General features: G+C 44.8%; 21 protein-coding genes. 9 read left to right on the top strand and 12 right to left on the bottom strand.

Annotated elements, in window-relative coordinates:
- Nucleotides 1-97: 97 nt before the first annotated feature.
- From K5609_RS03850 to ampD, 7 genes are all read right to left on the bottom strand, one after another.
- Nucleotides 98-2,314: a patatin-like phospholipase family protein gene (locus tag K5609_RS03850; RefSeq protein ID WP_221076029.1), complete on the bottom strand. Its 2,217-nt coding sequence runs from the start codon at nucleotides 2,312-2,314 to the stop codon at nucleotides 98-100.
- An 82-nt stretch (nucleotides 2,315-2,396) separates the two neighbouring features.
- A complete protein-coding gene (lpdA, locus tag K5609_RS03845) occupies nucleotides 2,397-3,830 on the bottom strand; it encodes a dihydrolipoyl dehydrogenase (RefSeq protein ID WP_221076028.1) in 1,434 nt (477 codons plus the stop codon).
- A gap of 131 nt (nucleotides 3,831-3,961) precedes the next feature.
- Entirely contained in the window at nucleotides 3,962-5,815 is a 1,854-nt protein-coding gene (gene aceF, locus K5609_RS03840; RefSeq protein ID WP_221076027.1) for a pyruvate dehydrogenase complex dihydrolipoyllysine-residue acetyltransferase, read from the bottom strand.
- Between the two features lie 12 nt (nucleotides 5,816-5,827).
- Nucleotides 5,828-8,485 (bottom strand): pyruvate dehydrogenase (acetyl-transferring), homodimeric type, encoded by a 2,658-nt coding sequence (gene aceE, locus K5609_RS03835; RefSeq protein ID WP_221076026.1) that lies wholly within the window; start codon nucleotides 8,483-8,485, stop codon nucleotides 5,828-5,830.
- 57 nt (nucleotides 8,486-8,542) lie between these two features.
- Complete coding sequence (gene pdhR / locus K5609_RS03830; RefSeq protein WP_016400804.1) at nucleotides 8,543-9,307, bottom strand: pyruvate dehydrogenase complex transcriptional repressor PdhR; 765 nt, start codon at nucleotides 9,305-9,307, stop codon at nucleotides 8,543-8,545.
- A 256-nt stretch (nucleotides 9,308-9,563) separates the two neighbouring features.
- Nucleotides 9,564-10,418 (bottom strand): beta-lactamase regulator AmpE, encoded by an 855-nt coding sequence (gene ampE, locus K5609_RS03825; RefSeq protein ID WP_221076025.1) that lies wholly within the window; start codon nucleotides 10,416-10,418, stop codon nucleotides 9,564-9,566.
- 74 nt (nucleotides 10,419-10,492) lie between these two features.
- Nucleotides 10,493-11,029, bottom strand: a complete 537-nt coding sequence (gene ampD / locus K5609_RS03820; protein WP_221076024.1) for a 1,6-anhydro-N-acetylmuramyl-L-alanine amidase AmpD — start codon at nucleotides 11,027-11,029, stop codon at nucleotides 10,493-10,495.
- A gap of 174 nt (nucleotides 11,030-11,203) precedes the next feature.
- Here ampD and nadC point away from each other — a divergent pair, with 174 nt between their 5' ends.
- The 8 genes from nadC (at nucleotide 11,204) to yacG (ending at nucleotide 18,286) form a co-directional block, all read left to right on the top strand.
- A complete protein-coding gene (gene nadC / locus K5609_RS03815) occupies nucleotides 11,204-12,043 on the top strand; it encodes a carboxylating nicotinate-nucleotide diphosphorylase (RefSeq protein WP_221076023.1) in 840 nt (279 codons plus the stop codon).
- 253 nt (nucleotides 12,044-12,296) lie between these two features.
- Nucleotides 12,297-12,746 carry a pilin gene (locus K5609_RS03810; RefSeq protein WP_221076022.1) on the top strand — a complete coding sequence of 150 codons (450 nt, stop codon included), beginning with the start codon at nucleotides 12,297-12,299 and terminating at the stop codon, nucleotides 12,744-12,746.
- Nucleotides 12,747-12,752: 6 nt separating this feature from the next.
- Nucleotides 12,753-14,456 (top strand): type IV-A pilus assembly ATPase PilB, encoded by a 1,704-nt coding sequence (gene pilB / locus K5609_RS03805; RefSeq protein WP_221076021.1) that lies wholly within the window; start codon nucleotides 12,753-12,755, stop codon nucleotides 14,454-14,456.
- A gap of 87 nt (nucleotides 14,457-14,543) precedes the next feature.
- Nucleotides 14,544-15,794: a type II secretion system F family protein gene (locus K5609_RS03800; protein WP_221076020.1), complete on the top strand. Its 1,251-nt coding sequence runs from the start codon at nucleotides 14,544-14,546 to the stop codon at nucleotides 15,792-15,794.
- Nucleotides 15,794-16,687 (top strand): prepilin peptidase, encoded by an 894-nt coding sequence (locus K5609_RS03795; RefSeq protein ID WP_221076019.1) that lies wholly within the window; start codon nucleotides 15,794-15,796, stop codon nucleotides 16,685-16,687. The genes K5609_RS03800 and K5609_RS03795 overlap by 1 nt, the downstream gene beginning before the upstream one ends.
- Nucleotides 16,684-17,286: a dephospho-CoA kinase gene (coaE, locus tag K5609_RS03790; protein WP_221076018.1), complete on the top strand. Its 603-nt coding sequence runs from the start codon at nucleotides 16,684-16,686 to the stop codon at nucleotides 17,284-17,286. The genes K5609_RS03795 and coaE overlap by 4 nt, the downstream gene beginning before the upstream one ends.
- Before the next feature lie 59 nt (nucleotides 17,287-17,345).
- Entirely contained in the window at nucleotides 17,346-18,086 is a 741-nt protein-coding gene (gene zapD / locus K5609_RS03785; protein WP_221076017.1) for a cell division protein ZapD, read from the top strand.
- A complete protein-coding gene (yacG, locus tag K5609_RS03780) occupies nucleotides 18,086-18,286 on the top strand; it encodes a DNA gyrase inhibitor YacG (RefSeq protein WP_221076016.1) in 201 nt (66 codons plus the stop codon). Before zapD ends, yacG begins: the two co-directional genes overlap by 1 nt.
- 2 nt (nucleotides 18,287-18,288) lie before the next feature.
- Here the strand turns inward: yacG and mutT are convergent, their stop codons facing one another.
- The 3 genes from mutT to K5609_RS03765 form a co-directional block, all read right to left on the bottom strand.
- The gene (mutT, locus tag K5609_RS03775; RefSeq protein ID WP_221076015.1) at nucleotides 18,289-18,693 is read right to left on the bottom strand and encodes an 8-oxo-dGTP diphosphatase MutT; all 405 of its coding nucleotides are present in this window, start codon (nucleotides 18,691-18,693) and stop codon (nucleotides 18,289-18,291) included.
- A gap of 67 nt (nucleotides 18,694-18,760) precedes the next feature.
- Nucleotides 18,761-21,478 (bottom strand): preprotein translocase subunit SecA, encoded by a 2,718-nt coding sequence (gene secA, locus K5609_RS03770; protein ID WP_221076014.1) that lies wholly within the window; start codon nucleotides 21,476-21,478, stop codon nucleotides 18,761-18,763.
- A gap of 35 nt (nucleotides 21,479-21,513) precedes the next feature.
- The gene (locus tag K5609_RS03765; RefSeq protein WP_221076013.1) at nucleotides 21,514-22,437 is read right to left on the bottom strand and encodes a M23 family metallopeptidase; all 924 of its coding nucleotides are present in this window, start codon (nucleotides 22,435-22,437) and stop codon (nucleotides 21,514-21,516) included.
- A 17-nt stretch (nucleotides 22,438-22,454) separates the two neighbouring features.
- On the opposite strand from K5609_RS03765, the gene K5609_RS03760 reads away from it, so the two are divergent.
- On the top strand, nucleotides 22,455-22,910 hold the full coding sequence (locus K5609_RS03760) for a DUF721 domain-containing protein (RefSeq protein ID WP_016400790.1): 456 nt from the start codon (nucleotides 22,455-22,457) through the stop codon (nucleotides 22,908-22,910).
- Between the two features lie 22 nt (nucleotides 22,911-22,932).
- Here K5609_RS03760 and lpxC read toward each other — a convergent pair whose 3' ends face one another.
- Both lpxC and ftsZ read right to left on the bottom strand, forming a co-directional pair.
- A complete protein-coding gene (gene lpxC / locus K5609_RS03755; protein WP_163134754.1) occupies nucleotides 22,933-23,850 on the bottom strand; it encodes a UDP-3-O-acyl-N-acetylglucosamine deacetylase in 918 nt (305 codons plus the stop codon).
- A gap of 108 nt (nucleotides 23,851-23,958) precedes the next feature.
- A complete protein-coding gene (ftsZ, locus tag K5609_RS03750) occupies nucleotides 23,959-25,110 on the bottom strand; it encodes a cell division protein FtsZ (RefSeq protein ID WP_163134753.1) in 1,152 nt (383 codons plus the stop codon).

Below are 25,110 nucleotides of genomic sequence, written 5' to 3'. Positions count from 1 at the left end.
AAAAACAGTTAAGTCTATTTAAAACAAAAACTTAAACACTTTATTATACTTTAGCCACAAGCGAGAAAGTTACAATTTATTCACATTTATCACTTATTTAGAAGTCATTGCCGATAAATAAATATAAAGTTTGTTCCGATTCGTTGTGTCCATAGGCAAGTACCACTGGCCCTAATACACTGGTGTCTAAAGCAGCAAAAATACTGCCAGCCCAAAGCGCACTGCTATAAGAAATGTCATCAGAGCTATTCCATACTCCGCCATTTTCTAAGGAACCACCGACAAAAACAGGCGCTTGTAATACTGGAGATTGAAAATAGTGCAGCTGATAAAAGTACATTAGACCGGTTAGCGCCTTATAACGACCTGATAACTGTTCATACTTAAAGCCCGAAAGCCGCAAAAAGCCCCCTAGATCTTGGGCATCCGTTGGCACAATAAAATCACTACCAGTGCTACCGTATTCGCCAAACCAATTTAGATGGTGTTTGTTCCAGCCAAATGGCACTTTCCAACGAGCCTCAAAACTAGGTGCCAATACACTAGAGAATCCTTGAACATCTTCATGATAAAGGGTTAGGCCCACATCCAACATTTTCCCTTGGGTCGGAAAAGCCCAACTATTCAAGGTATCATAATCAAACTTAAAGTAAGGCCCGTACAACCAATAGCTAGCATCTGCGCTAAGCCCTTTTAACTCAATGTCACCATGCCTTGCGGCGAGACCTAAGCCCCACTCCTGCCAAGGTTTGTAGTTCCACGATACTTGAGTGCGAAAAGTAGTATCACTAAAGTTTGCCTCTAGGTATTCAAAGTCTTCGGTTAATCCGTATAAACGACGGCTACGTTTATCGTACTCGGCCGAAGCTAACCAAGCGTATTTAAGGTTATCGGTAAACGGTGTGTAGTATTCGGTAAATAAACGTTTTATTGAACCGATTTCGACTTCGTTTCGCCACTCAGCGCCATATTGGTTTAAATTAGTTAAAGTAAAACCTAGACCTATATTAGCTTCGGTGCGATCGGTAAAGTTTTCTTGCAGACCAAACTTCATATCAAAGTAGCCAGGCCCCCAGCTCTTTTCTTGCGTATCTAAGTGAATGACATTTTCACCTTGCTCAGTGCTAATGCGATAATCAACACGCTCAAAAGTGCCTAAGGCATACAGCTGACTTATTTTCTCCTCAAGCTGTGCTTTAGAAAGTAACTCGCCTTGATTGAGTTGTAGCCGCGATAAAATAACCTCATCACTCAAGCCTGAGTTGTTATTCAATTCGATTCTGCTTACCACAAACTCGGCATGTAACTTAAGTTTTGCCCGGCGCTGATCAACTTTTTGTTGATAGGCCAAATACACTTCGTTTTGATCGGCTGAATGAATACGTTTTGCCAGCTCAGCGATTGGCTCTTCACCTGCCTGCCTGCCCCGCTCCACTGCTAAAGGCATTGATGCAAAGTCTGCAGTATCGATGCCGGTAACATCGGGGGAAATAAGCAAATCATCTGATGTTAGCAAAGCAATTTGTCGCTCAGTACCTGAGCGGGTAAGAAACACCGATAATTGGTCTACAACATCAACGGCGCTATTTAGCTCTTGCTGGGTTTTAAGTCGCGCGCCAATATCCACCGCGATAATGATGTCTGCGCCCATTTCTTTCAGCACATCTACAGGCATGTTGTTTACCACCCCACCATCTGAAAGCAGTTTACCATCAAGCTCTACCGGACGCAGTGCTCCCGGCACCGACATGCTCGCTTGCATAGCAACAGCTAAGTCGCCACGCTTGAGAATATACGTGGTCATAGCAGCCATATCGGTAGCTACTGCGCGATAAGGAATGGCCAACTCATCAAAACTTTCTAGTGCTTCTAAGTTACTGGTGGCATAACGCAATATCTCGGCCATGGTTTGGCCTTGTACCGCTCCTTTGGGAATCTGCATCCCATCTTTATTAGCCCCAATCGGCAAGGCAATTTGATAATCATCTTGCTGTTTTTTGCTACGTAAAGACAATTCGCTGCGAGTCACATCGTCAACAAAACCACTTTCCCAATAAATCGAAAAAGTCAGTTCTTCGATCTCTTGGGCACTATAGCCCATGGCTAGCATGGCACCAAAATATGCACCCATGCTGGTACCAGCGATATAATCAACCGGAATTTGATGCTCTTCGAGAAGCTGGATGACCCCTAAATGCGCTGCGCCCTTTGCCCCTCCACCACTAAGTGCCAAGCCTATTTTGGGACGGGCAACTGCCGTAGTGGCAATCAACATGAGCAAAATAAACCAAACAGCTTTACGCAATTGTGGCATGTGGCGTCATTCCTTTGAAATATAAAACAATAAAGGCAGCCTAGGCTGCCTTTATAACTGTAGTTTTTTAGACTAGATGAGTCTATTTTTTCTTTTTCTTGGCTTTCGCATTTGGAAGGTCGGTAATACTTCCTTCAAAAATCTCTGCAGCCAAGCCAACCGATTCATGCAAGGTTGGGTGAGCGTGAATGGTTAACGCGATGTCTTCTGCATCACAACCCATCTCAATCGCTAAACCAATTTCACCTAGCAATTCACCGCCGTTAGTACCCACTACAGCACCACCAATCACACGGCCAGATTCTTTATCAAAAATCATCTTAGTCATGCCATCTGGGCAATCAGAGGCGATAGCACGGCCCGAGGCAGCCCAGGGGAACACAGAGGCTTCATAGTTAATGCCTTGCGCTTTAGCTTCTTTCTCGGTTAAACCTACCCATGCCATCTCTGGCTCGGTGTAAGCAATCGAAGGGATCACTTTAGGATCAAAGAAGTGCTTCTTACCAGAGATAACCTCTGCAGCTACGTGACCTTCATGCACCCCTTTGTGTGCCAACATAGGTTGCCCTACGATGTCGCCAATAGCGTGGATGTGTGGCACGTTAGTACGTAGTTGCTTGTCTACTTCAATAAAGCCACGCTCGGTGACTTCAATGCCGGCTTTCTCAGCATCTAAACCTAAACCATTTGGTACACGGCCTACCGCAACTAATACTGCATCATAGCGAACCGGCTCGTGTGGCGCTTGCTTACCTTCGTAAGTTACGTATAAGCCGTCTGTTTTCGACTCAACCGCTACCACTTTGGTTTCAAGCATGATGTTGAACTTGCTTTTCACTTTTTTGGTGTAAGCGCGAACTACATCTTTATCAGCTGCTGGTACAAGTTGGTCAGCAAATTCTACAACGTCAATCTCACTGCCTAGTGCGCCATATACTGTACCCATTTCTAGGCCAATAATACCGCCACCTAATACTAACAACTTACCAGGAACTTCTTTAAGCTCTAGCGCGTCAGTTGAATCCCATACACGTGGGTCATTGTGTGGAATAAATGGCAATTTAACTGGGCGAGAACCCGCTGCAATAATTGCGTTGTCAAAGTTAATAGTAGTGGCTTCGCCGTCATCACCAGTTACTTCTAGTGAGTTAGCGCCGGTAAACTTACCTAAGCCTTGGACTACTTTAACTTTACGCATTTTAGCCATACCATCGAGGCCACCAGTCAACTGACCGATTACTTTCTCTTTCCAGGTACGGATTTTATTAATGTCGGTTTGTGGCTCACCAAACACAATGCCGTGCTCGGCCAGTGATTTTGCTTCTTCAATCACTTTAGCTACGTGCAACAAAGCTTTTGATGGGATACACCCCACATTCAAACATACTCCGCCGAGGGTGGCGTAGCGTTCTACAATTACTGTTTCCAAACCTAAATCGGCAGCACGGAAGGCAGCAGAATAACCTGCAGGGCCTGCACCCAGTACTACCACCTGGGTCTTGATTTCCTTACTCATTGATGACCTCTTGGTATTGTTATGTTGTAAAGCTGCTGTAGGGTAAAAGTGTCAACCATGCAGCTAAACTGAGTTTACGGTTAATCGGTATAAAAAAGAAGAGCCGGGTGATAAACACCCAGCTCTTATTACTAAAGTACTAGTCGGCGAATGTCGCCCAACAAGCCACTTAAGGTTGAGATAAATCTGGCGCCGTCGGCCCCATCAATCACTCGGTGATCGTAAGACAGTGCTAATGGCAACATTAGCTTCGGTACAAAGTCTTTGCCGTTCCATTTTGGTTTCATTTCACTACGTGAAACACCCAAAATGGCCACCTCTGGCGCATTTACGATAGGGGTAAACTGAGTACCACCAATACCGCCAAGGCTAGAAATAGTGAAACAGCCGCCCTGCATGTCTGAGGCAGTAAGCTTACCCGCGCGCGCTTTCTTAGAAATTTCTACCAACTCTTCAGAAAGCTGGTAAATACCTTTCTTGTTCACGTCGCGTACTACCGGCACAACCAAACCGTTTGGCGTATCTACTGCGATACCAATGTGGATGTACTTCTTCATGATGAGGCTATTGCCATCATCAGACAGCGCCGAGTTAAACTTAGGCATGCTCTCTAAGGTTTTAGCTGCGGCTTTTAGCATGAATACTAGCGGCGTGATCTTAAAGCCTAACTGTTGCTTCTCAGCAATTACGTTTTGCTCTTTACGGAAAGCTTCCATTTCTGAAATGTCGGCTTCGTCAAACTGAGTAACGTGAGGGATTTTCACCCAGTTACGGTGCAGTGCTGGACCAGAGATTTTCTGAATACGTGATAGCGGAACTTCTTCCACTTCACCAAATTTAGAGTAATCGATGCTTGGCCATGCTGCTACGTCCATGCCTGAGCCACCAGCGCTAGCGCCAGACTCTAGAACTTTAACCGCTTGCTTAACGTAAGCTTGAACGTCTTCTTTAACGATACGACCCTTGCGGCCCGAACCTTTAACTTTGGCTAAATCGACACCAAACTCACGCGCTAAACGACGAATAACCGGTGATGCGTGAACGTAAGCACTGTTTTCTACAAATTCACCCGATTTGGCAGGAGCACTTGCAGGCTTGCTAGCTGGCGCAGGCGCTGTAGCAGGCTTAGCTGCTTCGGCCGGAGCTGCGGCTGGTGCACTTGCTGCAGGCGCTGCAGATGTAACTTCAAACACCATTACCAATGAGCCAGTTTTAACTTTGTCGCCAACGGCTACTTTAAGCTCTTTCACTACACCAGCAAAAGGTGCAGGCACTTCCATTGCCGCTTTATCACCTTCTACAGAGATAAGCGTTTGCTCCAGCTCTACGCTATCGCCAACAGAAACCGCAACTTCGGTAACTTCTACTTCATCATCGCCAATATCAGGAATATTAACTTCTTGAAGCTGCGAAGTTGCAGGGGCAGCGGCTGGAGCTTCTGCCACAGGCGCAGCTGGTGTAGAACCCGCTACTTCAAATTCCATGATAAGAGTGCCCGTAGACACTTTATCGCCTACCGAAATGCTAATGGTTTTAACGGTACCAGCGAAAGGTGCTGGTACTTCCATCGCAGCTTTGTCACCTTCAACCGAGATAAGTGTTTGCTCTGCTTCAATCACATCGCCAACATTTACTGCAATTTCGGTTACTTCAACTTCGTCGTCACCAATATCTGGAACATGCACTAATTCTACTGAACTCGCTGCAGGCGCGGCGGCTTCAGCAGGAGCAGCCGCTGGTTGTTCGGCTGCGCCTTCAGCTTCAAAAATCATAATCAGTGCGTTGGTGGCTACGCTGTCGCCTACTGCAACTTTAATTTCTTTTACAACGCCAGCTTGAGAAGCCGGAACTTCCATTGCCGCTTTGTCGCCTTCTACCGAAATTAACGATTGCTCTAATTCTACGCTATCGCCAACTTCAACAAGGATCTCGGTCACTTCTACTTCATCAGCGCCAATATCTGGTACAAAAATTTCAATACTCATAGCTATTCGCCCTTACGCGTAGAGAGGGTTAGTTTTGTTAGTGTCGATGTCATATTTTGCAATCGCTTCGCTCACAACTTTCTTATCTAAAGTGCCAGCTTTAGCTAGCTCTGTAAGTGCTGCTACTACGATGTAGTCAGCATTTACTTCAAAGTGACGACGTAAGTTTTCACGGCTGTCACTGCGGCCAAAGCCATCGGTACCCAATACTTTGTAGCTACCTGGTACATAAGCGCGAACTTGCTCTGCGTATTGCTTCATGTAATCGGTCGCAGCAATAGTTGGTGCGTCTGTTAAGGCTTCAGTAATGTAAGCTACTTTCGCGTCGCTCTCTGGGTTTAGCATGTTGCTACGCTCAACGGCTTGACCTTCACGGGTTAGCTCGTTGAAAGACGTTACGCTAAATACGTCAGACGCAATGTCGTACTCTTCACTCAATACTTTGGCAGCTTTCAATACTTGCTGCATGATGGTGCCCGAACCTAGTAACTGAACTTGACCTTTAGCACCTTTGTTTTCTTCAAACTTGTAAATACCCTTACGAATACCTTCTTCAGCGCCTGCTGGCATAGCTGGTTGATGGTAGTTTTCGTTCATCAAGGTTAAGTAGTAGTAAATATTCTCTTGGTCGCCGTACATGCGACGTAAACCATCTTGAAGAATAACCGCTACTTCATAGGCAAAACTTGGGTCATAAGAAATACAGTTAGGGATGGTATTCGCCAAAATTAGGCTGTGGCCATCTTCGTGCTGCAAACCTTCGCCATTTAGCGTTGTACGACCGGCTGTAGCACCTAATAGGAAACCACGCGCTTGTTGGTCACCCGCCATCCAACACATATCACCCACTCGTTGGAAACCAAACATTGAGTAATAGATGTAGAAAGGAATCATTGGCACATCGTTAGTGCTGTATGAAGTAGCAGCAGCTACCCATGAACTCATAGCACCTAGCTCGTTAATACCTTCTTGCAATACTTGACCGCTAGTATCTTCTTTATAGTAAGACACTTGCTCTCTATCTTGCGGGGTGTATGTTTGGCCACTTGGGTTGTAGATACCAATTTGACGGAACAAACCTTCCATACCAAAGGTACGCGCTTCATCGGCAATAATTGGCACAATATTTTTGCCAATGCCTTTGTTTTTAAGCATTACATTTAAAGCACGTACGTATGCCATGGTGGTTGAAATATCACGCTTTTGCTCACCCAATAGCGCATCAAACTCGCTCAATTCAGGAATGGCTAACTCTTGAGTGAAGTTAGGCAAACGAGATGGCGTGTAACCGGCTAACTCTTTACGGCGAGCGTGCAAGTAATCGTGCTCTGGCGTACCAGGCTTAAGCTCAATGTATGGCAGGCTTGTTAGCTCTTCATCACTCACATCAACACCCAAGCGGTCACGGAACTGCTCAACATGAGTCATATCCATCTTCTTAACTTGGTGAGCAATGTTTTTACCTTGAGCAGCTTCACCCATGCCATAACCTTTCACGGTTTTAGCAAGGATAACGGTAGGCTTACCAGTGGCTTTACGCGCATTATCAAAAGCAGCATAAAGTTTAACTGGATCGTGACCACCACGGCGTAAAGCAAAAATTTCGTCGTCAGACATATCTTTAACTAGAGCAGCGGTCTCGCTGTATTTACCAAAGAAGTGCTCACGAACATAGGCGCCATACTTAGACTTAAAGGTTTGGTAATCACCGTCAACGGTTTCATTCATCAGTTGTAGCAATTTGCCTGAGCTGTCTTTTTCTAAAAGACTATCCCACTCGCTACCCCAAACCACTTTAATCACATTCCAGCCAGCACCTTTAAATAGGCCTTCTAGCTCTTGAATGATTTTACCGTTACCCATAACTGGGCCGTCTAGGCGCTGTAAGTTACAGTTAATAAGGAAGCATAGGTTGTCTAACTTTTCACGGGCCGCAAATGAAATCGCGCCGCGTGATTCTGGCTCGTCCATTTCGCCATCACCTAAGAAAGCGTAAACACGTTGGCCAGAACAATCTTTCATGCCGCGGCCAGTAAGGTATTTTAGGAAGCGAGCCTGATAAATAGCAGAAATAGGACCTAAGCCCATAGATACTGTTGGGAACTGCCAGAATTCAGGCATTAACTTAGGGTGTGGGTAAGAGCTTAAGCCTTTGCCGTCTACTTCTTGGCGGAAGCTGTCTAGCTGCTCTGCAGTTAAACGACCTTCAACAAATGCACGAGCATAAATACCCGGAGAAATATGACCTTGGTAATAAACTAAATCGCCACCATCTTTTTCATTACGCGCTTTAAAGAAGTGGTTAAAACACACTTCGTAAAATGCTGCAGAAGACTGGTAAGAAGCCATGTGGCCGCCTAAGTCGAGGTCTTTTTTAGACGCACGCAATACAATCATAATTGCGTTCCAGCGAATGATTGAGCGAATACGGCGTTCAATTGCACTATCACCCGGGTATTCCGGTTGATCTGCCACCGAAATGGTGTTGATGTAATCACTAGTGATTGACCCACCAGGGCCAGCTAGTCCATCAATGCCTGCGTTAGCGATGACCTGCTCCAACAAGAACTGGGCACGTTCAACGCCTTCTTCACGGATCACAGATTCAATGGCGTCTATCCACTCACTGGTTTCTAGTGAGTCAACATCATGCTTCAGTACCTCTGACATGGCTGTTTCCTTATCAGTTATTAATAGTTTCCAAACCACTGCAACGCAGCTTTTGGGTTACACTTTCAATTGTTTTAAACGGCGATTAGAGCGCTCAACTCGGCTTTCTTCTCGTTCGATTTGCAACAGCGTCTCTTCAATAAACGCCAAATGTTTATGTGAGGCTTCTCTGGCATCGTCTGGCTTACCATCGAGAATGGCTTGCAGCATAAGTGACCGATGGTGGCGAATTTTGTCTGCCACATTAGGTCGCGTATATAACACCTGAAAATTGTCCATAATGTTTTTTTCTAACAATGGACTTAAACCTCTAATTAAATGAAACAATACTAGGTTGTGGGACGCCTCAGTAATGGCTTCATAAAAACGTAAAACGGCTTTTGCTTCGCTAATGGTATCGCCGTCTTGTTGCGCAAGCTCAATCCGTTCATGACTGGCTTGCACTTTTTCTAAATCTGCCTCGGTACCGCGCAGTGCTGCATAATAAGCAGAGATGCCTTCTACCGCATGACGAAACTCCAACAAGTCTAGTTGGCTTTCATCATGGTTGGACAATAAATTAAACAGCGGATCGGTTAGCGCTTCACGCAGCTTTTGTTGCACATAAGTGCCGCCGCCTTGGCGCCTTACAACTAGACCTTTTGCTTCAAGTTGCTGAATCGCTTCGCGCAATGATGGGCGTGATACATCGAATTGCTTTGCCAACTCGCGCTCAGCAGGTAAGCGTTCACCTGGCGGTAAACTTCCTTCTAAGATCATTCGCTCTAATTGCTTTGCAATAACATCAGCGAGTTTAGGTGGCTTAATTCGTTGGTAGCTCATTAATTTCCGTTGCACTTAATATTGGTAATACCAATTTACACGCAGCAAATTAACAAATCAGAAACACGCTGTCCAGAAAAATTGACCCACATCAATTTAGCCAACACCTATTGCTAAATAAGTAAAGACTTTTGTACTACAAATATGATTGGTCTGACCTTTTTTTGTGCACAAGATCGGGCAAATGTAACAAGGAGAAAGGAGTTAACAAGATTATGTAAAAATAGATGAAAAACCGAAGCCGCTGAGCAGCGGCTTAAATAAGCCAACCGGCGATGGTTAAAATAGCAATAACAACAATGGCTAGCATAATGCCACGCTTAGCTAAACTAACGAATCGGCAAGTGGTAGCTACACATAACATTTCATGTTCGCTTTCTTGTTCTGAAAGCTCTGCGGCCACAGCCACCTTAGCCAACCAATAACCGTTGCTGTGTTTAGTATCACGCAAAGCGTGTAACCAAATAGGTAGCGCTTCGCTAGTATTGCCAACTGCCAAATAGCATAAACTGGCCAATCGAGAGGGGAGCCAATCAAGATAATGCATGAAATTGTTCACCGTAGGCTCCAAAGCTTGCACTTCAGTACTTTTATGCAAGTGTAAACCTCGGCTGCAACCATAGAAGATCGCCCCAGCCGGTCCAGCCAGTACATAAAAGAAAATCACTGCAAAATAGTAGCGATAGTTCAGCCACATTAATTGGGTACCGGTAGTAAGGGCAATCGACTCTTGCTCACTCACTTGATGCAATGGGTGAATTTGTTTTAGCAGCTGCTGATTAAAGTCACTACAGGCCTGCTCGTCGCCACTAGCAGCGGCACGCAGATAGTCTCGATAGCCTTGCTGAATTGGAGGGCAGCCTAGTGTAAGTAAGGGGATAAAGATCCATAGTGCAAGATTGGCTAAGCCAAATAGCAAGCCACTGATACTTACTTGTAGCCACGCAATCAATAGAGTGGGTAACACCACTGCCATAGCAATTTGCCAAATCGCTGAAGCGCGGTCAAAGCGCTGTAACCACCAATGAAAAACATGCTGCCACCACCAGCTAGCACCAATGCGACGAGCACGTTCTAAACTCAATGCTAGCAATAAGGAAATAAGAGACATGTTGCTGATTTTACTCCATAAACGTCAGCCGACTTTCGAATAGTAAGCTAATTACCTAAGCAAACCAAGTGACTTCAAAGTGCTTTTAGATAAGCGGACCAATCAAAATGCTCACCAGGATCAGTTTTTCTGCCTGGTGCTATATCACTGTGCGCAACAATGCGCTGTTTAGTGAGTCTAGGATATTCACGCAGTAATAATTGACTTACCTTAATTAAACTTTGGTATTGCTGCAGGGTATATTCACTATGGTCGGTACCTTCTAACTCGATGCCAATAGAATAATCGTTACACCCTTCTCGCCCATCAAAACTAGATACTCCAGCATGCCAGGCACGTTTATCAAAATCGACATACTGGGTCACTTTCCCACTTCGACTTATCATTAAATGAGCAGATACCTCTAACCCCTGTAAGTCTTTAAAGCTTGGCTCTGCGCTACAATCAAGCTTGCCACAAAATAATTCATCGATGTGCGGTAAGCCAAAACAGCCTTCAGGCAAGCTAATGCAGTGAATAACCAGCAAACTAATTTCTTCATTGGGTCGCTGATTATAGAACTTACTTTCTAGCCACTTAACGTCAGTCAATCGATGTTGTTTTATCTGCAAGAGTTTCTCCACCCAAGTATATTGTTAAGCTTTCTAACCAAGCCAATGACTATTGTCTAGCATAAACAGCTTATTTGACCATGCAAGAGCTGAACTTCTGCGCTAAAATGCGCCACACTAAAGTGACAGACTTAAACAACTGTCCCATCCTGCTAACCATCAGAGAAACGATGCATGAACGCCGAACAATTACGTGCCAACGTAAGCGCTGCTTTAATTGAAGATTTAGGACAATTAGACCCGCAACTAGACATTAGCGCCGCACTTATTCCAGAACAACAAATAAGCAAAGCCAAAATCATCAGCCGTGAAAGTGCAACCTTCGCTGGAAAAGCCTTTGCCGATGAAGTGTTTAGGCAGCTAGGCGAGCAGGTAGAGATAGAGTGGCTGGTAGCAGAAGGCGATAAAGTGATTGAAGACCAAGCCCTGTGTTACTTAACGGGCCCTGCGCGCATTTTGCTTACTGGCGAACGTTCAGCACTTAACTTCATTCAAACCTTATCGGGCATTGCTACCCAAGTAGCTGAGTACATGGATTTGTTAGAAGGCACCCGTTGTAAATTATTAGATACCCGTAAAACCCTACCGGGTTTGCGTTACGCCTCTAAATATGCAGTAACTTGTGGCGGCGGCACTAACCATCGCTTTGGTCTGAACGATGCTTTTTTAATTAAAGAAAACCACATCATGGCCTGTGGTGGCATTAAAGCCGCCATTGAAAAAGCCCGAATGCTTTCACCGGGCAAAAAGGTAGAAGTAGAAGTAGAAAACTTAAACGAGCTAGAACAAGCACTAGCCGCTAATTGCGACGTAGTAATGTTAGATAACTTCTCGGTGGATTTAATGAAACAAGCGGTTGCACTTAACCAAGGGCGTGCAAAATTAGAAGCCTCGGGCAACATGAGCTTAAGCACCATTCGCCAGTATGCCGAAACCGGTGTAGACTTTATTTCGGTGGGCGCCTTAACCAAGCATGTCAAGGCCCTAGACCTAAGTATGCGATTTGTCGCATAGAAATTGTTAATCTTAACATTAAGCTGTACAAATTTTTGTACAGCCCGCTTTTTATAAGTGCTGCTAAGATCACGATTTTATTGCCTTTTTACAATAATCACTATACTTATATATCACGTGTGCTTTAATGAGAATCACATTTATAGCACCGTGATATCAGGGATGTTACTGAATTAAAAGTTGTTTCAATGCAGCTCTGATAAAAACAACGGTAAATAAATAACTTCAAAAACTTGTGTAAAGGAAAGACGCAATGAAAACCATCCAAAACCTTCAAGCCAAAGCTGCCAACAAGCAAGCTGGTTTTACCCTAATCGAATTAATGATCGTAGTTGCCATTGTAGCAATCTTGGCTGCTGTAGCACTGCCTGCTTATCAAACTTATACTCGCAAAGCGGCTTTCTCTGAAGTAATTGCCGCAACGGGGCCTTACAAAACAGCCTTCGAAATTGCTGTTCAAACTGGTCGAGTTACAGCTTTGGCGGACGCAGATGCCGGTTCAAACGGCATTCCATCAGCGGCTACGGCTACTGGCAGTGTGACAAGTGTTGACATGACCAATGGTGTTATTACTGCTACAGGCTCTTCGGATGTAGGTAGCTACACTTATATTCTTACTCCAAATGGTGTGACAGCTCCTGTACAATGGTCAGATGATGCTACAGGAAATGTTTCAACCTGTATCGCCGCTGGAGTTTGTTAGTAGCTAATGCGAGTAGCTGACTTAAACGGCCTAGCTTCCAGCTTGGCCGTTTCGTTTCCAGAAAAAGAACAACAGCTGGTTGAGCTCTACAAACGTAGTGTTCAAGAGCAACGTGCCTTCACCACCGTGCTGGTAGAAAACAAACTGATCTCTAGTCGCGAATTAGCTGACTTTTGTGAAGCCCAATTTGGCATTCCACTGCTAGATTTAGATGCGATAGAGCTTAGTGAAATCCCGCAGAACTTCCTCAATGAAAAATTAATCTTTAAACACCACGTATTACCCGTTTATAGCCAAAACCAAACCCTTTATGTGGCCATGGCCGACCCTAGCAATGTTACCGCACTGGAAGATTTTGGTTTTAGTTTTGGACTACACGTTGAAGCGCTATTGGTTGAAGAATCCAAGCTACTAAAAGCCATTCAATCACTCGTTGATGACAGCGCTAATCTCGATTTAGGTGACATCTCCGACGATGACATTAGCGACTTAGAAGTAAGTGAAGAAAGTTCGCGTTTAGATGAAAAACAAAACAGCAAAGAAGATGATGCGCCAATTGTTGTTTACATCAACAAGATATTAATGGACTCAATACGCCGTGGAGCGTCCGATTTACACTTCGAGCCTTATGAACACAAATACCGGATTCGTTTTCGCATCGACGGTATTTTGCACGAAATCGCCAGCCCACCAATTAACTTAGCTAATCGCTTTTCGGCTCGCCTTAAAGTAATGGCGCGTATGGATATTGCCGAACGACGTTTACCGCAAGACGGGCGTATTAAGCTAAAAACTGGCCGCAATAAAGCCATTGATATGCGGGTTAACTCCCTACCCACCATGTGGGGAGAGAAAATTGTAATTCGTATTCTTGATTCGTCTGCCGCCAACTTAAACATTGATATTCTGGGTTACGACGACAAGCAGAAAAAGCTTTATTTAGATGCTCTCGCTCGACCACAGGGAATGATTCTAGTTACCGGTCCTACCGGCTCGGGTAAAACGGTTTCGCTATATACTGGCTTAAATATTCTTAATACCGTTGAAACTAACATTTCAACTGCGGAAGACCCGGTAGAAATTAACCTACCAGGGGTTAACCAAGTACAAATTAATAACAAAGCAGGCATGACCTTCGCTAGCGCCCTGCGGGCCTTCCTCCGCCAAGATCCCGATATTGTCATGGTCGGTGAGATTCGGGATTTGGAAACCGCCGAGATATCCATTAAAGCAGCGCAAACCGGTCACCTAGTATTATCTACCTTGCACACTAATTCTGCGGCAGAAACACTTACCCGTTTGCTTAATATGGGGGTTCCTGCTTTTAATATTGCCTCTTCGGTAAGTTTAATTATTGCTCAACGACTAGCTAGGCGTTTATGCGAAAAGTGTAAAAAGCCTAAGATGGTAGAGGCTGAGCTACTGCCCAAAATCGGTTTTAGCCAAGAGCAACTAGATGCCGGAGTTAAGCTATTTGATCCGGTAGGTTGTGATGAATGCACTGGTGGTTTCAAAGGTCGAGTAGGTATTTACGAAGTAATGCCAATGAGTACGGCCATATCAAAAATTATTATGGCTGAAGGTAACTCTATCGAAATTGCCGAGCGAGCTGTAGAAGAAGGCATGTACTCACTGCGCATGTCCGCCCTAGAAAAAGCCCGTTTAGGGGTAACCAGCCTTTCTGAAGTAGAGCGGGTCACAAATGTATAAGTGTGTGGTTTTTTAAATCTAATTATCTGATAAGTTTAGGCAATTACTTTATTACCGCGTTAAGCGTGTTTTGTTAGCAAGGATGTTATGGCTACCGCAAGTACCACCAGCAAACGTAAAGTTGCAGTAAAAAAAATCAATGCCTACTCGTGGAGTGGCGTTAACCGTAAAGGCGCTAAAGTTAGTGGCGAGTATCAAGCTGAAACAATCAGCCAGGTTAAAGGTGACTTGCGCCGCCAAGGCATTACCGTTACTAAAATTAAAAAGAAGACCGAGAGTTTTCTTAGTAAGATGGGTAACAAGATCCAGCCCATGGATATTGCGGTGGTATCACGGCAAATTGCTACCATGCTGCAAGCTGGCGTTCCCTTAGTTCAAAGCTTCAACATTATTTCTAAAAGCGTTGAAAAACCAGCAATGCGTGAGTTAATTGCCGAGATTGCCGCAGAAGTTGAATCTGGAACCGCCCTATCTGAAACCCTGCGCAAACACCCTTTATACTTTGACCAGCTATATTGTGACTTAATTGAAGCCGGTGAACAAAGTGGTGCTTTAGAAACTATTTATGATCGTGTAGCCATTTATAAAGAGAAAGCCGAGGCACTTAAATCAAAAATTAAAAAAGCCATGTTTTACCCGGTTTCGGTAATCATTGTAGCGATTATTGTTACCACTATTCTTCTGTTATTCGTAATCCCTCAATTTGAAGAAATATTTGCCGGCTTTGGTGCAGAATTACCAGCCTTCACCCAGTTTGTGATTGGCATATCACGCTTCTTACAGGATTACTGGCCTTTTATATTTGGTGGCATATTTGCGCTTGGTTATGGCTATGTACAAGCCTTTAGGCGCTCCCAAGCGGTTAAAGATGCTACCGACCGCTTTATTCTTCGAATCCCAGTGATCAACCCTATTTTGCATAAAGCGGCCATGGCGCGTTTTGCTCGCACCTTATCTACTACCTTTGCTGCCGGTATCCCACTCATCGACGCCTTAAAGTCTGCCTCGGGCGCATCGGGCAACGTGGTCTACCGTAACGCTGTAGACGCGATTAGAATTGAGGTCACTGGCGGTATGCAAATGAACGTCGCGATGCGCACGGTGGATCTGTTCCCCGACATGGTGACCCAGATGGTGATGATTGGTGAAGAATCTGGCTCACTTGATAGCATGTTGGATAAAGTAGCCAACATTTATGAGCAGCAAGTAGATGATGCAGTAGACGGCTTAACCAGCTTAATTGAACCACTGATTATGGCTGTGCTTGGTGTGCTAGTTGGTGGTATGGTGATTGCCATGTACTTACCCATATTCAAACTTGGGGATGTTGTAGGTTAATGTTTCTTAGCTTTATTGAACTCTACCCAGCCACTGCGCTGGGTTTCTGCCTTTTAATCGCCCTTTGTATCGGTTCTTTTCTCAACGTTTTGATCCATCGCTTACCCATCATGCTTGAGCGACAGTGGAAAAGTGAATGTCGCAGTTTTTTAGCTGATGAACTCTCAGGCAGTCAGGCCGCAGAGACAAACGCTGCAGAAGTATATAACCTGATGCTGCCACGCTCTGCCTGCCCCAAATGCCAAAGCTTAATTACCGCCTGGCAAAACATTCCGGTTATTAGCTGGCTAGCCCTGCGTGGAAAGTGTGCCAATTGTAAAAATCCAATCAGTATTCGCTACCCTTTAGTTGAGCTTACAACAGCAGGCTTAACCTTGGCTTGCTGGTGGCAGTTTGGCCTTACTCTACCCTTCGTATTTGCTAGCTTGTTTTGCATAATCTTGTTGTGTCTAACGCTTATTGATTTAGACACCATGTATTTGCCCGATCAGCTTACTTTACCCACCTTATGGTTAGGCTTACTGATAAACCTAAATTCCGGTTTTGTTAGCCTAAATGATGCTGTATTGGGCGCAGCTATTGGTTATGGCTTTTTGTGGAGCCTGTTTTGGCTATTCAAGCTATTAACCGGAAAAGAAGGCATGGGCTATGGCGATTTTAAACTGCTAGCTATGATAGGTGCTTGGTTTGGCTGGCAAGCCCTACCACTAACTATTTTGCTTTCATCCTTTGCCGGTGCACTTATTGGCATTAGCCTTATTGTCTTAGGTAAAAACCAACAAGGGCAGGCCATTCCTTTTGGTCCCTACCTAGCTTTAGGTGGTGCTTGCTACTTGTTTTTTGGTGAAGCGATTCATGCTTGGTATTTCTCATACCTTGGTATTGCTTCATGATAGTTGGCTTAACTGGCGGTATTGCCAGCGGTAAAAGCCAAGTATCACAACTATTCGAAGAGTTTGGCATTGAGATTGTTGACGCTGACATCGTTGCGCGCCAAATTGTAGAACCGAGTCAACCAGCCCTAAGCAAAATATCGCAGCACTTCGGTCAATCAATTTTGCTTGCTGACGGCTCATTAAACCGCAGTAAACTGCGAGAGATTGTGTTTGCCCAGCAGCAGCAGAAAGAATGGCTAAACGCACTATTACACCCCCTAATTCGACAAGAGATGCTGCACCAACTTGCGCAAGCTAAGAGCGCATACAAAATACTGGTAGCGCCGCTACTATTAGAAAACAAGCTGAATCAGCTAGTCGATCGAGTGTTAGTTGTAGACGCCCCCGTTGATATTCAGCTTAGCCGAACCATGGCGCGTGATGGAGTCGACAGACAGCAAGCTCAACAAATTATTGATGCCCAAATGAGTCGAGAGTTAAAACTGCAAGCGGCAGACGATGTTATCGAAAATAATAGCGACTTTGCTAGCCTTAAACGAAAGGTGGCTGATTTACACCAATTCTATCTCGATATCACCAAAAGCCATGACAGTTGATTGCTCAATGGTTACACTAGCTTAGATATTATCCTAAACAGCCGTAAATCTGAGCCGCTATGACCGCATTGATCTTTGAGCACCCTTTAAACGAAAAAGTACGTAATTACTTACGCTTAGAGCAACTGTTCGAACAGCTAATGCTATCTAAAGCACTACAACACCCCTTACAACAACAGCAATTCTTCCGGGTACTATTTGAAGTATCTGAAGTATTAGAGCGCTGTGAGTGGCGGGCAGATCTTCTAAAAGATTTGGCGAAGCAAGCGGAAAAACTCGACCATTGGGCCTCTATGCCTAATGTGGATACCAGCAAAATTGAAGAACTGCTATTACAAGTAAAAACCTTAATTGCAGCAATTTCTAAACATGCCCGGGTATCCGATCACCTAAAGAATGACCGTCTATTAGCCAGTATCCGACAGCGCCTGTGTTTACCCGGTGGCAACAGCAGTTTTGATCTACCCTATTTGCATTTATGGCTAAATCAGCCCCAAACGCAGATTAATCAGCAAGTTCAACAATGGCTAGGACCTTTCCAATTAGTTGCAGAAGCCATTAGTCATTTGCTTAAACTGCTTAGAGAGCAGCACAGCGATATTGAAGTAATGGCTCACAAAGGGTTTTATCAGGGTGTGGCCGCCGATTGTGGCTTGTTGCGAATTGAAGTAGATACCGAATATCAATGTTACCCAACGGTGAGTGGACACAAACACCGCTTCGCCATCAAATTCATCAGTGCTTCAAGCCAAGATGTTGAAGACATTCCTTGCCGTCTCTATTGTTGTAAAATTGCTTAATGAAAACTAAAAATCAAACCACTGTAAAATGCCCAACCTGTAACGCTGAAGTAATTTGGCAGCCATCCAGTGAATTCAGACCCTTTTGCAGTGAACGCTGCAAACTGATAGACCTTGGCGAGTGGGCCAACGAAGAAAAGAGCATAGCAGGACAAAATCTGCAAGAAGATGAAGACAAGCCCGACAGCTGGGAATTTTAAACTTAAGCTATAAAGTCGTGCTTAAGAATTTCTTCCAGAATAGACACGTTCGCTTCTGGAAATGCCAAGTTGGCTAGTTCGGCTCTGCTCACCCAGCGAATCTCTTGTTGTTCCGCGCCCTGAGGCTCTCCCTCAAAGCGAGTAAGCGTATAAACATCTAGACATACCTGTTTATCTCCGTAATCGTGCTCAACACGAATAAGAGGCTTGCAGCTAGTTTTATCAATGTTAATCAACAGCTCTTCTCGCAACTCTCTCGCCAAAGCGTCAACGGTTTGCTCTCCAGCCTCAACTTTGCCACCGGGAAATTCCCATTTACCGCCTTGATGTTGTTGCGGATTACGTAAGCTAAGTAAGATCTCATCGCCCTTAACAATTACACCAACAGCTACATTTACAACCTTCACTGAGTTCTCCTTGAGTTGATTAAAAAAGGAGAGCCTAAGCTCTCCTTTTTAGATGCCAAACTAAGCCTTAAGAAAGCTTACCATGACATTGCTTGTACTTTTTACCAGAGCCACATGGACAAGGATCGTTTCGGCCAACTTTTTGCCCTTCACGAATAACTGTTTTGCCCGATTCGCTGGCCTGCTCTTCACTTTCTTGAGCAGCTTGTTGCTGACGAAATTGCATAGCGCGTTGTTCAGCTTCACGACGTTTTGCTTCCATCGCTTCAACTTCTTCTGGCGCTTGCACTTGCACACGGCTCAAAATACTTACTACATCAAGTTTGAGCGCTTCTAGCATTTGGGTAAACAACTCGTAAGACTCACGCTTGTATTCTTGCTTGGGGTTCTTCTGAGCGTACCCGCGTAAGTGAATACCTTGACGTAGATGATCCATCGCCGCCAAGTGCTCTTTCCAAAGTTGATCTAAGGTTTGCAACATCACCGATTTTTCGAACTGTTTAATCGGATCGGCACCAACCTTGTCAATCTTCAACTGGTAGTCAGCTATTGCGGCTTCAAGAATTTTTTCGCGAAGTTTGTCTTCGTGTAATTTGTCATCTTCATCCAACCACTGCTGAATAGGAAGATTTAAACCAAAATCACTCTTCAAGCGCTGCTCAAGCTCGCTAACTTGCCACATTTCTTCAAGAGATTGTGGAGGAATGTACTCATCAATTACCGATGAATAAACATCTTCACGAATCACTTCAATGGTTTCTGAAATGCTGTCGCTATCCATTAAGTCATTACGCTGCTCGTAAACCACTTTACGTTGGTCATTCGCCACGTCATCAAACTCAAGTAATGACTTACGCACGTCGAAGTTACGGCCTTCAACTTTACGCTGTGCATTTTCAATAGCACGTGTTACCCATGGGTGCTCGATTGCTTCGCCTTCTTCCATGCCCAGCTTCTTCATCATGCCGGTAACTCGGTCGGAAGCGAAGATGCGCATTAAGCTATCTTCCATCGACAAATAGAAGCGCGTTGAACCTGCATCACCTTGACGACCAGAACGACCACGTAGCTGATTATCGATACGGCGTGATTCATGACGCTCGGTACCAATAATATGCAAACCACCAGCGGCTAATACCGCATCGTGGCGCTGTTGCCATTTCTTTTTAACTTCAGCTAATTGCTGCTCGCTTGGGTTTTCACCTAGAGCACTAATTTCAACTTGTAAGTTACCGCCCAATACGATGTCAGTACCACGTCCCGCCATGTTGGTAGCAATCGTCACCGCGCCAGCTACGCCAGCTTCTGCAACAATGTCGGCTTCTTTTTCATGGAACTTGGCATTAAGCACGTTATGCTTAATTTTTTCTTTATTAAGAATATTTGAAAGCAGCTCTGAGTTCTCAATCGACACTGTACCCACTAACACTGGGCGCTCAGCTTTCACACACTCGCGAATATCGTTGATAATCGCTTGGTACTTTTCTTCTGCGGTCAGGTAAACCAAGTCGCCTTGGTCATCACGTACCATTGGCTTGTTGGTAGGCACAACAACAGTGTCTAAGCCATAAATAGATTGGAATTCAAAAGCTTCGGTATCCGCCGTACCGGTCATTCCCGAAAGTTTGTCGTATAAACGGAAGTAGTTCTGGAAGGTAATCGATGCCAAGGTTTGGTTTTCGTTTTGAATTGGCACACCTTCTTTCGCTTCAACAGCTTGGTGTAAACCTTCAGACCAACGACGCCCTGGCATTGTACGGCCAGTGTGCTCATCAACGATAACAATCTCGTTGGCTTCGCTAACAATGTAATCTACATTACGCTCAAACAAAGTATGAGCGCGCAAGCCAGCATTAACGTGATGCAGCAAGCTAATGTTTGCGGCGTTGTATAAGGAATCACCTTCTTCTAGCAAACCACGTTGTTGTAGCGTTTCTTCTACAAAAATCTGACCGTTTTCAGTAAGGTGAACCTGTTTATTCTTTTCATCAAGGGTAAAGTGACCATCGCCAATAAGCTCTTCGGTGTCTTCTTCCTCTTGGCGAACCAACAGCGGAATAATGTCGTTAATCTGCTTATATAGCTCCGAGCTATCTTCAGCAGGGCCAGAAATAATCAATGGGGTTCGCGCTTCATCGATTAAAATCGAATCCACTTCATCCACTACCGCGTAGTTTAGAGGGCGCTGTACGCGCTGCTCTGGTGCAAACGCCATGTTGTCGCGCAGGTAATCGAAGCCAAACTCGTTGTTTGTGCCATAAGTAATGTCAGCTGCATAAGCGGCATTTTTAGCCTCATGGTCCATTCCCGAGATATTTACCGCAACACTTAAACCTAAGTATTCAAATAAAGGTCGGTTCCAATCGGCATCACGCTGGGCAAGGTAGTCATTCACGGTAATAACGTGAACACCTTTACCGGTTACACCATTTAAGTAAGCGGGCAAAGTAGCGGTAAGGGTTTTACCTTCACCGGTGCGCATTTCAGCAATTTTGTTGTCGTTGAGCACCATACCGCCCAACATTTGCACATCAAAATGGCGCATTTCAAATACTCGCTTTGATGCTTCGCGCACCACAGCAAAAGCTTCGGGAAGAATCGCTTCAAGCGTTTCGCCTTTTTCTACGCGCACCCTAAATTCGCCCGCCTTAGCTTTAATCTCTTCAGCAGACAACTTTTCGTATTCAGGCTCTAGCGCATTAATAGTATTTACTACTTTGCGCATTTTTTTGATGGTACGGTCGTTTCGAGTACCAACGATTTTTGTTACTAATTTACTAATCATGAAAAACTACTTTTGCTAAGACGAAATCCAATTTTCTAGGCACTGGCTTTGCGGTAAATAAACTTACTGGGATTTAGTGGACGACCATTTTTAAGCACTTCAAAATGTACGTGAGATCCGGTAGAACGGCCGGTGCTGCCCATTAAGGCAATCTCATCCCCTTTACTTACTACATCACCCTCTTTTACTAATACAGCTTTAGCATGCGCGTAACGTGTTACCATCCCGTTACCATGCTCAATTTCAACTAAGTTACCGTAACCAAAGCGACTTCCTGCCCAAACCACTACACCGGCTCCTACAGAACGGATCTTGGTCCCTTCTTTTCCGGCGATATCTACGCCTTTATGGCGAGCTTTACGCTTGGTAAAAGGATCAACTCGGGTACCAAATGGCGAAGAAATCCAAATGCCCGGCCCTTTTGCCGGCCAACCTGATATATAACTACTATTTATTAGATGGTGGCTTTGTTGCCAAGATTCAAGCAGGTTAAGTGATTTTTTCTTAGCCTCTACTTGCTGCTCGAGCAAAGTTAAGTCTAAAAACAAGTTGTCAGGTTGATGACTAGTATCTTCGATGTCTAACATCGGGCCGCCCATTGGCGGTATTGATTCGAAATCAAACTCAGCTGCGAACTCGGTATCTTCAATCAAGCGCGCGCCTAATGCATTTAGCCGAGTCATCTCAACTTGCATTTGGCCGACTTTAACCGCCAGCTGACTATAGCGGTGACGCAGCTGCTGCTCGAACTGCTCTAACTTAGGCTCAGCCTTCAACCTATCCAGCTGTGATAATAACTGAGTTTGCTGCTTAGCCAAGTTTTGATATTGCTGTACCCCCCACAAGGAGATACTACAAATAAGTGACACCAACAAGAACGCAAACCACGCTAAACGTAGCGGATTTAAACGAACAGTTCTTGTCTCGCCTTTATGGGCGTATACTAAAGTTAATTTCATACCTAACTATTAAACTTATGTCCAAACGACAGCACCAACCCATTTCGATAGAACGCTTATTTCATCAGAAACAGTTCGCGAAAATCGAGCAACCACTGCAGCAACGTGTTCAGTTACAGCAACTGGGTGGTGAAATTTTGGCACGCTACAAACTACAGCAATGCCGTATCGTTAATATGCGTCAAGGAGTCGCTATTATCGAGGCTCCTAGCTCGGCTTGGTTAACTCGCTTAAAACAGTTTCGTTTCGATCTGCTAAGTGAGCTTCGTAAAGCCATTCCAGGGGTTGTCAGTTTGGAACTTAAAATAAATCCCGAGTTGAAAAACATTAAACCAGAAGCTGAGGAAAAAAGCACTGGAAAACGCCAGCTAAGCACTCAAGCAGCCAAACATATCACAGAATTAGCGAAACACGTACCGGATGAACTGAGGGAAAAGCTAGAAAAATTAGCGGCGCTGAGCGGAGAGAGTTAGTCAGCGCCGACAATATTTTTATTTAGAAACTGAATACCGGTTGTTGGTATGCAGCTGGAGCTTCGGCTTTGTCTTCGAAAGTAACAATTTCCCAAGCATGTTGTTGTTCAAGCATTGCACGTACTAAGTTGTTATTTAGCGCGTGGCCTGATTTGTGAGCACGTAAATGACCTAGGATGGGTAGTCCAGCCATGTACAAATCGCCCACTGCATCTAGCAGTTTATGCTTAACAAATTCATCGTCATAACGAAGGCCATCTTCGTTAAGAATACGGTATTCATCTAAAACTACTGCATTTTCTAAACTGCCACCTAAGGCTAAGTTCTTCGATTGCAAATACTCGATGTCTCGCATAAAGCCAAACGTTCTGGCACGACTAATGTCTTTCACAAAGCTATCGGCTGAAAAATTCATTGAGATAGATTGATTACGACCTTCCATTGCTGGGTGGTCAAAATCAATTGAGAAATCGATGGTAAATCCGTCGTTCCCCGGCAATAACTCAGCCCATTTATCTTCGTGCTCAACACGAATTGGCTGCTTAATGCGAATAAACTTCTTCGCCGCCGCTTGCTCTTCAATACCCGCCGATTGCAATAAGAATACAAACGGGCTTGAGCTACCATCCATAACCGGAAGCTCAGGAGCGTCAACGTCAATAATCAAGTTATCCAAGCCTAACGCAGCAACCGCAGCCATTAAGTGCTCTACCGTTGAAATACGGTTGCCCGCATCATCGATAAGGCAAGTACACAACATAGTGTCACGTACTAACTCTGCTTTTGCAGGGATCGTTACAACCGGATCGAGATCGGTACGGTTAAACAGGATACCTGTATTTGCAGGAGCAGGACGTAAGACCATGGTGACCTTGTGCCCGGAATGCAAACCGATCCCTGTCGCTTGTACTGACTTTTCAAGAGTCCGTTGTTTAAGCATAAAAATTCCTCTGCTTTACGACCAATAAACTAGAATGGTCGGACATCTTAACATAAGTTTGAGACACATCACAAACTTTTGTCTAAAACTTCACCATTTCCTAACAGATTAATCTGCTTGGCGACGCAAAAATGCTGGGATGTCTAAATAGTCGCCATCCCCTGCAGTATTGCGCGGCTCAGCATTCACAACGGCAGCAGGCTCTTCAACCATTGGCGCTGAATCCATAGGCGCAGTGCGAGCAACTGGCTCAGCATTTACTGCTTGTTGCTGAGGTTTAACGATAGAAATATCTGGGCGACGCTCTGCGCCAATACCAGTAGCAACTACCGTTACACGCAATTCATCACTCATTTCTGGGTCGATTACCGCACCAACCACTACCGTTGCATTCTCAGAGGCGAAACCTTTAACTGCATTACCTACGGTTTCGAACTCTTCGATGCTCATATCAAAGCCAGCGGTGATATTAACTAAGATACCGCGAGCACCAGCTAAATCAACGTCTTCTAGTAATGGGCTAGAGATAGCTAGCTCCGCTGCTTCTTCAGCGCGATCTTCACCAGATGCTATCCCGGTACCCATCATTGCAGTACCCATTTCACGCATTACCGTGCGAACATCGGCGAAATCCACGTTGATTAAACCTGGGCGCGTGATTAGCTCTGCAATACCCTGTACAGCACCAAGCAATACGTTATTTGCTGCTTTAAATGCATCAAGTAAAGATACACCTCGGCCCAATACCTTTAACAGTTTGTCGTTTGGAATTGTAATCAAGGAGTCAACGTTTTTACTAAGCTGCTCAATACCTTGTTGAGCATAACTAGTACGTTTTTTACCCTCAAAGCCAAAAGGTTTAGTTACAACAGCAACAGTAAGAACACCCAATTCTTTTGCTACTTCTGCAACCACTGGCGCAGCACCAGTACCCGTGCCACCGCCCATGCCGGCTGCAATAAACACCATGTCGGCACCTTGCAGTTGGCTCATAATCGCATCGCGATCTTCCATTGCAGCTTCACGCCCCACTTCAGGGTTGGCACCAGCACCTAAACCCTTGGTGATAGCTCCGCCAATTTGCAAGGTATTATCTGCACCAGAATTACGCAATGCCTGGGCATCGGTATTAATGGTGATAAACTCTACACCCTCAATTGATTGTGCAACCATGTGCTCAACAGCGTTACCGCCACCACCGCCCACACCTACAACTTTAATTACCGCTTCATCGGTATGACTGTCCATAATCTCAAACAT

The sequence above is a fragment of the Agarivorans aestuarii genome (assembly GCF_019670125.1).
Lineage (GTDB): Bacteria > Pseudomonadota > Gammaproteobacteria > Enterobacterales > Celerinatantimonadaceae > Agarivorans > Agarivorans aestuarii.
The sequence above is the reverse complement of the archived record's forward strand: the minus strand, read 5'-3'. Positions and strand labels throughout refer to the sequence as shown.